This window comes from Mucilaginibacter rubeus (genome assembly GCF_003286415.2).
In the GTDB taxonomy this organism is placed as follows: domain Bacteria; phylum Bacteroidota; class Bacteroidia; order Sphingobacteriales; family Sphingobacteriaceae; genus Mucilaginibacter; species Mucilaginibacter rubeus_A.
In genome coordinates, this window is record NZ_CP043450.1 from 1501243 (window position 1) to 1514900 (window position 13658).

The 13658-nt window shown below is 42.5% G+C and carries 11 protein-coding genes; 7 read left to right on the forward strand and 4 right to left on the reverse strand.

Annotation, left to right across the window (positions count from 1 at the left end; genetic code table 11):
• From DEO27_RS06150 to DEO27_RS06165, 4 genes are all read left to right on the forward strand, one after another.
• Entirely contained in the window at positions 1–816 is an 816-nt protein-coding gene (locus DEO27_RS06150; RefSeq protein ID WP_112572089.1) for a HEAT repeat domain-containing protein, read from the forward strand.
• Positions 817–829: 13 nt separating this feature from the next.
• Positions 830–1696, forward strand: coding sequence for a hypothetical protein (locus tag DEO27_RS06155; protein WP_112572088.1), 867 nt, complete (start codon positions 830–832; stop codon positions 1694–1696).
• A gap of 12 nt (positions 1697–1708) precedes the next feature.
• Positions 1709–2524 (forward strand): DUF4097 family beta strand repeat-containing protein, encoded by an 816-nt coding sequence (locus tag DEO27_RS06160; protein ID WP_112572087.1) that lies wholly within the window; start codon positions 1709–1711, stop codon positions 2522–2524.
• 497 nt (positions 2525–3021) lie between these two features.
• The gene (locus DEO27_RS06165; protein ID WP_112572085.1) at positions 3022–3441 is read left to right on the forward strand and encodes an RNA recognition motif domain-containing protein; all 420 of its coding nucleotides are present in this window, start codon (positions 3022–3024) and stop codon (positions 3439–3441) included.
• 14 nt (positions 3442–3455) lie between these two features.
• Here DEO27_RS06165 and DEO27_RS06170 read toward each other — a convergent pair whose 3' ends face one another.
• Complete coding sequence (locus DEO27_RS06170; protein ID WP_112572083.1) at positions 3456–4799, reverse strand: FAD-binding protein; 1344 nt, start codon at positions 4797–4799, stop codon at positions 3456–3458.
• A gap of 253 nt (positions 4800–5052) precedes the next feature.
• Here DEO27_RS06170 and DEO27_RS06175 point away from each other — a divergent pair, with 253 nt between their 5' ends.
• The 3 genes from DEO27_RS06175 (at position 5053) to DEO27_RS06185 (ending at position 7633) form a co-directional block, all read left to right on the forward strand.
• Complete coding sequence (locus DEO27_RS06175) at positions 5053–5697, forward strand: carbohydrate-binding family 9-like protein (protein WP_190295338.1); 645 nt, start codon at positions 5053–5055, stop codon at positions 5695–5697.
• Positions 5698–5728: 31 nt separating this feature from the next.
• On the forward strand, positions 5729–7024 hold the full coding sequence (locus tag DEO27_RS06180) for a sugar MFS transporter (protein ID WP_112572079.1): 1296 nt from the start codon (positions 5729–5731) through the stop codon (positions 7022–7024).
• Between the two features lie 273 nt (positions 7025–7297).
• Positions 7298–7633, forward strand: coding sequence for a hypothetical protein (locus tag DEO27_RS06185; protein WP_112572077.1), 336 nt, complete (start codon positions 7298–7300; stop codon positions 7631–7633).
• Between the two features lie 18 nt (positions 7634–7651).
• Here the strand turns inward: DEO27_RS06185 and DEO27_RS06190 are convergent, their stop codons facing one another.
• The 3 genes from DEO27_RS06190 to DEO27_RS06200 form a co-directional block, all read right to left on the reverse strand.
• Positions 7652–9613 (reverse strand): sigma 54-interacting response regulator, encoded by a 1962-nt coding sequence (locus tag DEO27_RS06190; protein WP_112572076.1) that lies wholly within the window; start codon positions 9611–9613, stop codon positions 7652–7654.
• A 12-nt stretch (positions 9614–9625) separates the two neighbouring features.
• Positions 9626–11926 (reverse strand): histidine kinase dimerization/phosphoacceptor domain -containing protein, encoded by a 2301-nt coding sequence (locus DEO27_RS06195; protein WP_112572074.1) that lies wholly within the window; start codon positions 11924–11926, stop codon positions 9626–9628.
• Between the two features lie 156 nt (positions 11927–12082).
• On the reverse strand, positions 12083–13630 hold the full coding sequence (locus DEO27_RS06200) for a sensor histidine kinase (protein ID WP_112572072.1): 1548 nt from the start codon (positions 13628–13630) through the stop codon (positions 12083–12085).
• Positions 13631–13658: the final 28 nt, after the last annotated feature.

The window sequence follows — 13658 nt, forward strand, 5'->3', positions numbered from 1 at the left end:
ATGAAATGTGAGCTATACGAGGAACTGTTTACCGGTTGGATAAACAAAGAGCTAAGTGCCGAGGAAAAAGGGGCGCTGGAACAACATATATCCGGCTGCGACCATTGCCGTACCGAATTGGAGGCCTTGCAGCAGCTATGGGGCCATATGGGCCAATTTGAAACACCCGAACCATCGGCCAATATGAGCGTGAAATTTTATGCCATGCTCGATACTTACAAAGAATCGGTAAAAGAGCAAAGAAGCCTTTGGGCCGATATTAAATATCAGCTGAGCACCTTATGGCAATGGCAGCCGCGCTGGCCTATGGCTTACAACCTGGTCATTATTGCGGTATTGGTTGTTGGCGGCTACCTGTTGTTCGGAAAAAATAAAAGCGACGACCAGGACAGGCAATTGCAAGCATTAAGCTCACAGGTGCATGAGCTTAAGCAAACCATGATGCTGGCCCTGCTTGAAAATCCATCAGCATCTGAACGGATCAGGGGGGTGAGCTATACCAGCGAGATCAAACATGCCGACAAGCAGGTAATAGATGCTTTGTTGGCCACGCTCAATAACGATCCGAATGTGAATGTTCGTTTGAGTACGCTCGACGCCCTGACACATCTTGCCGGGCACCCGGAGGTGAGGGAAGGTCTCATCAAGTCGATAGTCGGGCAGGATTCACCGCTGATGCAACTTGCCATTGCTGATGTGATGCTGAAGCTGCAGGAAAAACGATCTGTAAACTCGTTCAAAGAGCTCTTAAAACAGAAAGACCTTGATCATGGCGTACGCGACAAGATCAAGCAAACTATAACCCAACTAATTTAAAATAAACCAAATCATGAAAAGATCACTAATACCTGTTTTAACAGGTCTGGGGCTGTGCCTTGCCCAAATTTCGGCCCATGCCCAGGATTTTAAGGAGCACGTGAGCAAGCAGTTTACCTTGCAGGGAGCGGCTTCGGGCACCACATTGGCTATTTACAATGTTTTTGGATCGATAAACGTGCAGGGGTATTCGGGCAACCAGGTATCTATCGAGATAGATGAAACCATCCGTGGTAACGAATCATCTGATGTAGAACAAGGTAAAAAGGAATTTAAACTGGGATTTGAACAAAAAGCCGATAGCATAATTGCCTACACGGCCGAGCCTTATGACAGTCGCCCGCGCCGCAACTGGAACAGGGATGAGGAACACAGGCATGTTCATTATAGCGTGAAATTAGAATACACCGTGAAAGTACCTTATGGCATGAACCTTTGCGTATCAACAGTAAATGACGGAAACGTTGAAGTTAAAGATGTTTATGGCGCATTAAAAGTAAACAATGTGAATGGTGGCATAACCATTGCCAATGCCAAAGGTACAACCAACGCGCATACCATTAACGGGCCGCTTACGGTAACCTATCTTTCGGTACCGCCGGATGCTTCAAACTACTATACCCTTAACGGTAAATTGGAAGTCACTTATCCGGGCAACCTGGCTGCCGACCTGGAATTTAAAAGCATGAACGGCCAGTTCTATACCGATTTTCCGGATGCTGAAGTGCTGCCTACAAGGGTAAGCAAATCCGAATCAAAAAGCGGTGCCGGTACAACCTACAAACTCAGTAAAAATAACGGTGTACGCATAGGAGCAGGAGGGAAACTATTTAAGTTTGAAACCCTTAACGGCAATATTTATATCAAAAAACAACAGTAATAAAATAACAACATGAAAACGATAAGATTTACAGGAATATTAATATTAACTGTGCTGCTAAGCGCGAGGCTTTGGGCACAGGAAGGCCAATTGGTAGTGCCTTTGAGCGAGCCGGGAAAACCATACAAGCTGGATATAAGTTTAGTTAACGGCTCTATTACCGTAACCGGGTACGATGGCAAGGATATTATCATTGATGCCCAGGGTGAAGAACGAAAGCACCGTGAAAAGGAGGCCGTTCCGGGAGGCATGAAGCGTTTATTTGCCGGTAATAATTTAGATGTACAGGCGCAGGAAAATAATAATGAGGTTAATATTCATGGCAGCCCTAACAAAACCACTAACCTTACTATTAAAGTGCCAATGAATAGCACCAGCGTTAAGTTATCCACAGTAAATAACGGTAACATCAACGCGAGTAACCTTAGCGGCGATCTGGAGATCAGGAATGTTAACGGTTATATTAAGCTGAACAATATTGCAGGCTCTGTTGTAGCCAACACGGTTAATGGCAATGTGGAAGTTACTTTTAGAAGCATTGACGCCAAAGCGGCTATGGCTTTTTCAACGCTTAATGGTAAGGTTGATGTTACCTTCCCGGCCAGCCTTAAAGCCAACGTGAAATTAAAGTCAGACCAGGGCGATATCTTCACCGATTTTGATGTGGTAACCGAGCAGCGTAAACCGGTTGTTACCAAGAACACTGGCGAAAAAGGAATGTACAGCCTGAAAATGGAGGACTGGGTTTACGGCAAAATAGCCGGCGGCGGCCAAGAATTGATGATGAAAACTACTTTCGGAAGTCTTTATATCCGTAAGGCCAAATAATCAACCTGCTTTGCAATTATTAACTCGCGGCTTCGTCAGCTATTGGGGAAGCCGCGGGCAATTTTATCAGCAAATTTCACCAGTTAGACAGCTTCTGCATGGTTTTGCAAACAGCAGTAACATAAAACTAAACAGTAAAGTTGCAAATGGCTAATCGGTATAATGCACCATTATCGAGCCTGTAAATAACACCGATCTGCAGGGTGAAATAGCGGAAAAATAGGCGCTGTTCCCGTTTGCGAACCACATTTTGGCCTTTCTGTCCCAAAGCAAGTGGTTGATTATAAGTTTAAATGACAATTAAATGAAAATACTGCCAAAATGAGAGTGAATAGGCAGGGTTGATTACACAATTTGTGTGAAATTAGCGTTCCGGGTTAAAATACGGAGCGCTTTTTTTGCAAATTAGCTTTTAACTGACCGTTGAGCAATAGGCTATACCATTTTTCTGCACTATATTTGCTGACTGGTTACCTGTTGCAATTACATAATATAGTATGATTAAGCTTTTTATCGTGGGCTTTCCACGAGATATGGAAGAAATAGAACTTGTTGAACTGTTCAGCGCTTATGGTACGGTTAGTACCGTACGGATAATTACCGATAAAGACAGCGGCATTAGCAAAGGATACGGTTTTTTAGAAATGAGTGACGAGGCTGGCGCACAGCGCGCCATTGATGCCATGAATGGTGCTACTATTGACGAGCGTGAAATAAGCGTTAGGATAGCAGAGCAAAAACATCAGCCGCAACAAAAACAGCAGCAGCAGTTTGCAAGACCCAAACCCGGTTTCAATAAAGTAAAACCACAGGGCTACAATAAGCCCCGTTTCCCGAGGGAAAATAACAACAGGTTTGAGCAACAGGAAGCTGCCACCCCGGCAAGAGCAAAACGTCCGCGCAGGCAGCAGCCATAAGCATCTTATTTATTTTACGAATTGTAAAGTTCGGTTGTTAAAAACTGGTTCCTGAACTTGCCGTGCGGATCATATTCGGCTACCAGAGCTTTAAATGCATCCATTTTTTCATAACGAGCCGCTAATGTTTTAGCCGGAATGGTAAATATCTTACCCCAATGCGGTCTTGCTTTAAACGGAGAAAGTTCGCGTTCAATTTGGGGGAGTAATTTTAATACGGCCTCGGTTTCCTGTTTCCAGGTAAAATGGATAGCTACCGATTTTTGATTATGCGCGGGGCTCATCCACAGGTCATCGGCAGCAATAGTACGGATTTCGGTAATGAAAAGGTGGGGACCAATTTGCTTGCCTAATTTTGCCACAGCCTCAATAGCTGCCACAGCATGGTCAAAAGGTACAAAAAACTCCGATTGCAGCTCTTTGCCGCTGCTTGGCGTAAAGCCCATTTTAAAATGCGGCAACCGTTCATACCAAGGGCCGGGCACACCCATTTGTTCGGTACAGTTTTCGGCAGAGAGTGCTATAATAGGGTGCAGATTTTTGGTAGCCGCTTTTGCCCCGTAAAACTCTTTCAGATTTTCGTCTTTATCTGTCCCTATCCGGCTTTTTATCCAAACCTCGTTAATATGGTCGCTTTGCCAGTCGGTAAAAAGGCTTACACTATATCCTGCCGAAACAATTTTTTCAAAGTGTTGCTTTAGTTCGCTCATCGGCAAACCGGTAAATACGTGCTGCTTCATCATAAAAGTAGGCTGTATTTGCAGCGTGACTTTAGTGATCACACCTAAAGCGCCGAGTCCAACAACAGCGGCATTCAGCTTTGCTGCGTCTTTTGCTTTGGACAGATGCACAATGCTGCCATCGGCCTTAACAATTTCCAACCCCACAACGGCGCTCGAAAGATTGCCATTTTTTACACCGGAACCATGAGTTGCCGTAGTGATTGAACCCGCTACCGAAATATGCGGTAATGATGCGAGGTTATGCAGGGCAAAGCCTTCTTTATGCAGATATGGTGCAAGCTCTCCGTATTTTATGCCGCCTTCAACGGTAACAGTGTGGTTTTGCTTATCGATAGATACTACCTTGTTCAGGTCGCGGGTTGATAGCAGGTTATCCTTGCTGTCGGCTATGGTATTGAAGCAATGCCTTGTACCTAAAGCTTTGATCTTATCATGTTTTTTGATCAGCTGCTGTACCTCTTCAACCGTTTTTGGATAAAACACATTGCCAGTGCTGTAAGTTAAATTGCCCGACCAGTTTTGCAAATGTGATTGTTGTGCCCATGTTGGGAGCGATGATAATAGGGGAGATGCCATTAAGGTTGTACTTAATTGAATGAAAGTTTTTCTTTTCATAACAAATTGGTTAACACAAGGTAGCTAATTATAAAACAGAAATGAAAGAGAAAAGTACCTGCGTTGGTTGGATTTTGCTCGGCTCGAAAAGTTTTTATCGTTTTTTAAAAAGTAAAAATTAGATTTTTAAAAAATTTATAAACTTTTTTCTATTTTGGTGAAATAATTAATGTTTGCCTGTTAATTCGGCATTAACTTTTGGTTAGGAATGAGTTTTTGGTAAATTGAAGTTGAAATAACTTATAAAATAATAGTGAAGGAAGTTTACGCCCCTTTTATTCCGGGTACTTATGATAAAAACAGCCTTAATGAGCTGTCAATCTTGCTTGATAAGGAAGAAAAATACGCCATAGATAATCTTTTATGGAGCGATACAGGATATTTTCCGTCGGTTAGCTTTTCAGTAGCGCATACGGAGCATGACATCGCCTTAAAATACTTTGTACAGGAACAACATACGCAGGCCACATTTACAAATGTGAATGATCCAGTTTACAGAGATAGTTGTGTGGAGTTTTTCATAGCATTTGCAGGTGACGATAATTACTATAACCTGGAATTTAATGCTGCCGGGACCGCCTTAGTTGGCTTTGGTAAAGACCGCAACGGCAGAGAACAAGTTCCGGACGATAAGGTAAGTAGCATAAAAGCTTTCAGTGCAATTAATTGGGCTGATGATCCTGCCGACTTAAATGTGTGGGAGCTGACATTGCTGATCCCTTTTGATGTTTTTGTTTATCATGATATTAAAACATTGAAAGAAACTACCTGCCGTGCAAACTTTTTTAAGTGCGGCGATGATCTGCCCGAACCGCATTTTATAAGCTGGAGTAATATTGATAGCGTTGTACCTGATTTCCACTTGTCGGATTTTTTTGGTACGATAAAGTTTATTTAAAATAAAATACCTCTAATCAAAACAAACTAATATGGCCCAAACAGCAAGTACAGTAATTGAATCGCCGGTAAAAAAATCAGCGATAAACCCGATTGTAATTATCGGTGCTTTATTCTTCATTTTTGGTTTTGTAACCTGGATGAATGGTACACTCATTCCCTATTTAAAAATAGCCTGTGAGCTTAGTACCAAGGAAGCTTATTTTGTAACCACCGCCTTTTATATTGCTTATGTTGTAATGGGCATCCCTGCCGGTAAAACCATCAAAAAGTTTGGTTTTAAGAACGGCATGGCTATAGGCTTATTTGTAATGGCCATAGGCGCGTTGATTTTTATACCGGCCGCTATGACCCGCACCTACGGAATATTTTTGATTGGTCTGTTTGTGCAAGGTACCGGTTTAACGGTATTACAAACTGCATCAAACCCATATATCACTATTTTAGGCCCGGCTGAAACTGCGGCGAGGCGCATCAGTATCATGGGAATCTGTAATAAAATTGCTGGTGCTTTGGCCCCGGTTATTTTAGGAACAGTAGTACTTGCCAATATTGACGCGATAACCGAAAAGCTAAAAACCTTAAACGCCAGCGAAAAAGCATTGGAATTAAATGAGCTTGCATCAAGGGTGATCATGCCTTATGGCATCATGGTGGTTGTTTTGATCCTGCTGGCTATACTTATCTATTTTTCTTCACTACCAGAAATCAATACCGAACATGAAGACGAAGAAGTAGCTGCAGCAAACACCAATAAAACAAGTATTACACAGTTCCCGCATTTAATGCTGGGTGTGGCCACCTTATTTGTTTACGTAGGTGCCGAGGTTATTGCCGGCGATTCCATTTCTCTTTATGGTACTTCGCAACATATCGCCTTGTCAACAGCTAAATTCTTTACATCATGTACCCTGGTATCTATGATAGTGGGCTATTTGGTTGGGGTTTTCTGTATCCCTAAATTCATAACTCAACAGAAGGCTTTAGTTGCTTCGGCAATATTGGGTATCATTTTAACTATTGCAACCTTATTAACGCACGGTTATGCATCGGTATTTTGCATTGCCTTGCTTGGCTTGGCCAATTCATTAATGTGGCCTGCTATATGGCCGCTGGCACTGGCTGGTTTGGGTCGGTTTACCAAAATAGCATCGTCATTATTGGTTATGGGTATTGCTGGCGGCGCTGTTTTGCCTCCGCTGTACGGCTATTTCTCTGAAAAATTTTCGGCACAATCTGCCTATATTATGCTGATTCCTATCTACCTGTTCATCCTGTATTATTCAACTTTAGGGCATAAAGCAGGCAGGGCTAATGTAAAAGCATAATTGTAAAAGTTTATTTCTAAATCAAAACCGGGTATCAGTACGCATTACTGGTACCCGGTTTTGTTTGTAGGTGGTTATCTATTTGAACATTAGGTTGTTATATGATCGCTGTATTTCGTTATTATGTTGAAAATTTTACGATATATGGCTATGAATTTAAAGTCGATTTTGTTTAATTTGTTGATTGCTAATGTGTTGTGATTTTGGTTCGATTGTTGGCTTAAAACGGCTAAAATGAACAGCATCTACCGTAAAATTAGTTCATAACTTTTCATGAACTATGCTAATAAACAGGGTAAACAATTAAAGATCAGCACCATGAAAGACGTAAAAACCTGCAAAAAGCTAAATCGCACTTTGACCAAATGGGTCATCGATCTGCACGGCAAAGGTTACACCAATGATTTTTCGCAGATAAACAATCAAAGATTACGTTGCATTCAAAACTGCGAAGATTTTCCAATCTCCGATCTCAGCATCAACGTAATAGACCAGGGTTTTGACCAGCTAACGCAAACGTATAAATATATCCACACCATCGAAACTATGGACGGCGACAAAGGGCTGCTGGTTATCGAGGCTTTGTGTACCCCGCAGCTGGCAAACTGATATGGTGTCCGGGGCCGTTTAATCCCCGCTATCTGATACATGTTTACGGGTAATACCCAGGCGTTTCATTTTGCTGTTTAACGTGGTTGATGGTACATCCAGCAGTTCGGCGGCACCACCGGGACCTGCTATACGTCCATTACATTTTTTTAGTATGGCCAGGATATAATCGCGTTCGTTTTCATCAATTGATTTAACCTTGTCGCCAATAGATACAACTGAAGCGGCAGGGGCCACTGCAGATGGAACTGCGCCAGGTAACATGATCCTTTCTATCACATTTCCCCGGGTTAAAAGTACGTTGCGTTCTATCAGGTGTTCCAGCTCGCGTACGTTGCCGGGCCAGTTATAGTTCATGAGGTCGGCTAAGGCCTGGTTGGATAGCGTAAGTTTTGGCCTGCCTGCCATAGCCGAATATTTTTCGATAAAATGCTCTGCCAGTACAGGGATATCATCCTTGCGCTCACGTAAAGAAGGGAGGATGATAGGGAAGATGTTTAACCGGTAATACAGATCTAAACGGAATTTACCCGCTGCTACCTCTTTTTCAAGGTTGCAATTGGTAGCCGCTATCACACGTACATCAACCTTAATGGTTTCTCTGCCACCAAGCTTTTCCACTTCTTTTTCCTGCAATACGCGTAGTAATTTGGCTTGCGATTCAAGTGGGAGCTCGCCAATTTCATCAAGGAATATAGTACCTCCGGACGCCTGTTCAAACTTACCGGCCCGCTTATCAACTGCCCCTGTAAACGCGCCTTTTTCATGACCAAATAATTCGGACTCAATTAAATGCGTTGGCAAGGCCGCGCAGTTGACTACTACCAATTGTTTTTTGCTTCGCGGCGATAGCTGGTGGATACATTTAGCAAAGCGTTCCTTCCCGGTGCCGCTTTCGCCTAAAATAAGTACCGATGTTTCAGTAGGTGCAACAAGGCTCAGGTGATCAAGCGCGGTAAGCATTAAATGGCTGCTGCCGATGATGCCTTCAAAGCCTGATTTGCTTTCGGTTTTAGCCAGAACATCCTTTTTAGCGACAGGTCTGATAACTACATTGTCTGCCTGCTTCATAATGCCCTCAATTGCGGCAGATAATGATCGCTGCAACCTGTTTGCCAGCGCAAGGTGCTTATTGCTGTAGGCATCATCCTTACGGCTATAAAAAGAAAAGGTAAAACCAGGCTGCCCGGCAACCGGGATATACATCACCAGGTTTGATGCCATTTGAAACGTTTTCGCGATCAGTTTTTTGGCCGGGTTTTGTTGTGTTAACCTCGTGAAATCAGCATCGTTGTACCATGCCGATCTTTTATCTTCGTCGGCTGCCTCTTGGAGTTTTAACAGTTCGTTTCTTTTTAAACCGGTTATATTCAGCAATTCATCTACGCCAATAGTTTGATATTCATTAAAGCTTAACCTCAGGTAACTTGATCCTTCGTACGGAATGGGGCCAAGGTTTTTCATGCCAATGGCCAGGTAATCAAAGGAGATATGTGGTTGAAGTGCTTTAGCTATCCTGAGCAGCTTTTGGTCCCATTCGGTTGGGTCGCCTATAATATCGTTTAACGAGTTTTGCAGCGTAAGCTCATTGTTGCGTTTAGTGCTCATGTTTTGCTCATGCAAATATTGGGCTATCTGCAGGCTCACCAGCACATCCTTTTCGCGAAAGGGTTTCACCATAAAGCCATATGGGTTGGTGGCTTTGGCCTCTTCCAATATTTTTTGGTTTGAATTTGCCGAAAGGTAAACGAAAGCTATGTTCTCCTCTGCCAGTTCCTTCGCCAGGTCGATGCCCGTGAGCTCGCCCTGTAAATGAATATCCAGCAAAACCAGTTGGGGCTTATTCAGTTTGATGATTTCCCGGGCCTCTTCAACCGAATCGGCTATGCCGCAAACATCATAACCGGCTTTTTCCAGTATGAACGACAAATCGTTTGCTACTATAAATTCATCTTCAACAATAAGTATCCTTTGGCTCATAGTGTATAGGTATTAAATGTTTTTAACCGCTTTTATAAACTTATCATTAGTAAATTCAATAATTACCGAAAGGCCATTATCGTTTTCGACTTTAAATGTACCGCCAACCTGCTTGCTTAGGCCCCTGATAAGGCTCATGCCCAGGGTTTTGCTTTTGGTAATGTTTTCGGGCGATGCAATGCCGCTGCCGTTATCACTGATCTTTAAAATATAGGTATTATGATCGGTTTCTTCCATGCTGATGCTGATCTTTCCTGCCTTGCCGTCTTTAAAAGCATACTTGATAGAATTGGTGATGGCCTCGTTGAGGATCAAACCCAATGGAACAGCGCGCGTTACGTCAAACTCAGCATCAACAATACGGGTTTCAAAACTGATCCTTGTACCGGTATCAAAACTTGTCTTTAAATAATCAACAAGATCGTTAATATAAGCCGGCATATCAACCAGGGCTAAATTTTCGGACTGGTAAAGCTTCTGATGAATCAGCGAAATGGACTGCATCCGGTGCTGGCTTTCGCGTATGGCGTTAAAAGCAATATCATTGGTAATATAGTTTGATTGGGTATTAAGCAGGCTAATCACGATTTGCAGGTTGTTTTTTACCCGGTGGTGGATTTCTTTCATCAACCATTCCTTCTCCTCCAGCAGGTTATCTTTTTCCTGCACAAGCGTAGTGAGCGACCTGTTTTTCTGGCTTATTTCGTTTTGCTGAACTTGTAGTTTTTGATTGATGCGCCGTTTTAACCTGAACCTGTTATAGTTTAAACCCAACAACAACGCCAGTAAAGCAGCGCCTGCAATAGTCAGGTTACGGGTAAGCCTTTCCTGTTTAATATTGGCTTTTTGAAGCTGTGCTTGTTTGGTAAGCAGTTGTATATTTTGCTCTTTTATCTTAAGCTCGTGGTCCTTTTTTTCAGTTTCGTACTGAATTTGTAGACGTTCAATTTCATTAGCTTTTTTTTTGCTGAACAGGGAGTCGTTAATAGCGGTATATTTTTTATAGGCTTCAACCGCCTCGGCATATTTGGTTTCGGCCGAGTCGAGTTTGAAGGCAAGCAAATATGATTTGGCAATATTTGCCGGGTTTTGATGCTCTATGCTCAAGCTGCGAAAATGGGCAAGGTGCTCGCGCGCAGGTTTATCCATCTTAAACGCAATATAAAAGTTGGCAATAGCATGTTGTACAATTTCCTGGGGGTTACCGTGCTGATCCAATTGCTTCGCTATTTCAAGTTGCTTTTTACAATATGCTAACCCTTCATCGTATTGCTTCATGGTGGCATAAGCAATCAATATCAACGATTCGATAGTAGCGCGTTGCTCAATGCTCATGTTGGGCTGATTGGCCTCGGTTCGTTTTAAAAGCGGTATTACTTTTTCGGGCTTATTATATTTCAGGTAAATCACTGAGAGGTTAGATGCCAGCAAGATGATGGAGCCGCTATCCTTGTACTTTTCGGCAATCACCAGCGATTTTTCAAAATAGTTTTGAGCTATTTTAAACTGCCTTGTGATATAGTAGGTGAGGCCAAGCCTGTTATAAATAGTACAAAGCTGCATGGTGGTGTCGTTGACAGCTTCGGCAGTTTTGACGGCTAATAAACCGTATTTAATGGCATTGTTATAATCACCAAGTTGTGCGGATACACTCCCCATCAAATCGTAAATCCCTTGTAAATAAGGATAATGAATAGATTGATAAACGACAAACGACTGCTTAAGTATGGTTAACGACTCCTCGTGACGGCCGAGGATCTGTAAATTATCGCCAAGGTCTTTCAATACATCGGCCTCACGCTTTTTATCAGTTGATTTATGCAGCTCGACGGACGCTTTTTGCAGAGATGCTATTTTGCGGTTAACGTCGTCACCCTCGAAAACGGCATGCGCGTCGCCAAGTCTGATAATGGCTTCCGCGGTGGGACGGTACAATTTGTATTTTGTAAACAAATCAATTGCTTTTTGTATCAGTGGGTAGCAGGCATCTTTATCTTTCCTTATAATGCTGGCCTGTGCCATTAGTATATAACTGTTGCCTGTACCTTCAACGTATTTTAAGGAAGCACTGAGGTTTTCTGCCTGCGAAGCGTAATACTGTGCACTATCGGCAAGTTTTTTTGATAAGAAGTAGTTGCCGGTTTTTATCAACAGGTTTACACGTACAGAATCGGCATTACTTTTCTGTAATTGTTTTTTTAAAGCCGGCAGGGATGGTTGCTGCGCAAAACCCAATAAAGCACATAGCAGCAGGCAGCATGTAGCCAGCCACTTTTTTACCACCTCTCCGAAACTTGATTTAGCGTAGTTCATCAGTATGCTTCACACCATGAAGCCTTGTTGTTATTTAATGTGCGTATGCAAATGATATGCCTTTGCTTCAATGTGTTGATTTATATTGTTTTATGGTCTATACAGTTTTCTGTAACTACTTTATTTCGTAACGTTACTTTATTTCGCCATTGGGTTTTAATTGAGATTGGGTTTTAGCAGTTTCTCGTCCTTAAAATCAATACTGATGCTGAGCCCGTTATTGTTTTCGAGTTTGAGGCTGCTACCAATTTGTTTACTTAAGCCCCGCATTAAATTCATGCCTAAGGACCGGCATTTGGCAATTTCAAAACCTTCCGGTAAACCAATGCCATTATCACTAACACAAAGCCTGAAACTATTTTCCTGAACACAACATAACGATACGCTGATGCAGCCGTCGGCGTCATTAGGGAAAGCGTATTTTATGGAGTTGGTAATCGCTTCGTTCAGGATGAGGCCGATGGGTACGGCCCTTGATACATCAAGCTCAAGATCAACCAGGTCTTTTTCAAAGCAGATCCGTTTACCGGTGTCAAAGCTATTGCTTAAATATTCTATCAGCTCGGCTATATAAATGTGGGCTTCAATGAGAGCCCGGCTTTCTGACTGGTAAAGTTTTTGATGAATAAACGCAATTGACTGCATCCGGTGCTGGCTTTCGCGGATGGCGGCATGGGCTTTTTCATCGTTAAGGTAAACCGACTGCGTATTGAGCAGACTGATCACAATTTGCAGGTTGTTTTTTACCCGGTGATGGATCTCTTTAATAAGCCACTCCTTTTCTTCAAGCAGCACGTCCTTTTGTTCGGCAAGATGCTCCAGCGTTTCGTTTTTCTGATTAATCTCCAGTTGCTGGGCCTCCAGTTTTGTATTGGCAGATTGCTTAAGCCTGTAACGACTATATATCACACCCGATAGCATAAAAAGTACTGCCGCGCAGGCTATTGTAATGTTTTGAATTAGCCTTACCTGGTTAAGGTGCTGGCGTTGTAAAACCTCCTGCTTTTTTAAAAGGGCGATATTAATTTCCTGGTCTTTAAGCCGCTTGTCTTTGTTTTTAGTATGATATTGACTATCAAGCTGCGCTATTTGCCCCTTTTTAATTTGCTCAAATACCGAATCTTTTAAATCGGCATATAGCCGGTAATGGGCTAAAGCTGCAAGATGGTTACCACGAAGAGAATCAAGTTTAAAAAGCCAAAGGTTATTTTGGGCCAGGCCGGCGGTGTTGTTTTGTGCTTTGCTTAATCCATTATGAAGGGTGATATAGCCAACTGCTTTATCAGCCTTTTTTGTTGCCAGAAAATAGGGGATCAGTGCCTGGTAAACAGTGTATTGGTTTGTTTCGTCATCATCAACACCAGTGGAGAGGGATTGTAGTTTATCCGCATATCTATCCGCTACCTGGAATTGTTTAAGTGTTGCAGATATATTGAGCAGGCGTGTGTAGAGTTGTATTTTTTGACTGATTGGCGCGGATGAAAGTCCGTTTTCTGTTTCCCTTAATAAATGAGAAGCCTTTTGCAGTTTGTTTTGCCTTTGGAACTGATCTGCACTATCGAGCAATAGATTAAACCTGTTTGAGTCGTGACTGACGCTTTGCTGACTTGCTGATTTGGCAGCTGATTTTTGGGGTACGCTTGACTGCCCCGAAACGGAAAACTGTATAAATAAGATAATGCCCAGGGTAAATAACAGTTTCATCAGTTTTTTGGCTATGCATAAAGCAGGC

Coding starts and splice junctions, on each gene's coding strand:
- DEO27_RS06150 (WP_112572089.1), top strand. CDS start 1: ATGAAATGTGAGCTATACGAGGAACTGTTTACCGGTTGGATAAACAAA.
- DEO27_RS06155 (WP_112572088.1), top strand. CDS start 830: ATGAAAAGATCACTAATACCTGTTTTAACAGGTCTGGGGCTGTGCCTT.
- DEO27_RS06160 (WP_112572087.1), top strand. CDS start 1,709: ATGAAAACGATAAGATTTACAGGAATATTAATATTAACTGTGCTGCTA.
- DEO27_RS06165 (WP_112572085.1), top strand. CDS start 3,022: ATGATTAAGCTTTTTATCGTGGGCTTTCCACGAGATATGGAAGAAATA.
- DEO27_RS06170 (WP_112572083.1), bottom strand. CDS start 4,799: ATGAAAAGAAAAACTTTCATTCAATTAAGTACAACCTTAATGGCATCT.
- DEO27_RS06180 (WP_112572079.1), top strand. CDS start 5,729: ATGGCCCAAACAGCAAGTACAGTAATTGAATCGCCGGTAAAAAAATCA.
- DEO27_RS06185 (WP_112572077.1), top strand. CDS start 7,298: ATGAACTATGCTAATAAACAGGGTAAACAATTAAAGATCAGCACCATG.
- DEO27_RS06190 (WP_112572076.1), bottom strand. CDS start 9,613: ATGAGCCAAAGGATACTTATTGTTGAAGATGAATTTATAGTAGCAAAC.
- DEO27_RS06195 (WP_112572074.1), bottom strand. CDS start 11,926: ATGAACTACGCTAAATCAAGTTTCGGAGAGGTGGTAAAAAAGTGGCTG.
- DEO27_RS06200 (WP_112572072.1), bottom strand. CDS start 13,630: ATGAAACTGTTATTTACCCTGGGCATTATCTTATTTATACAGTTTTCC.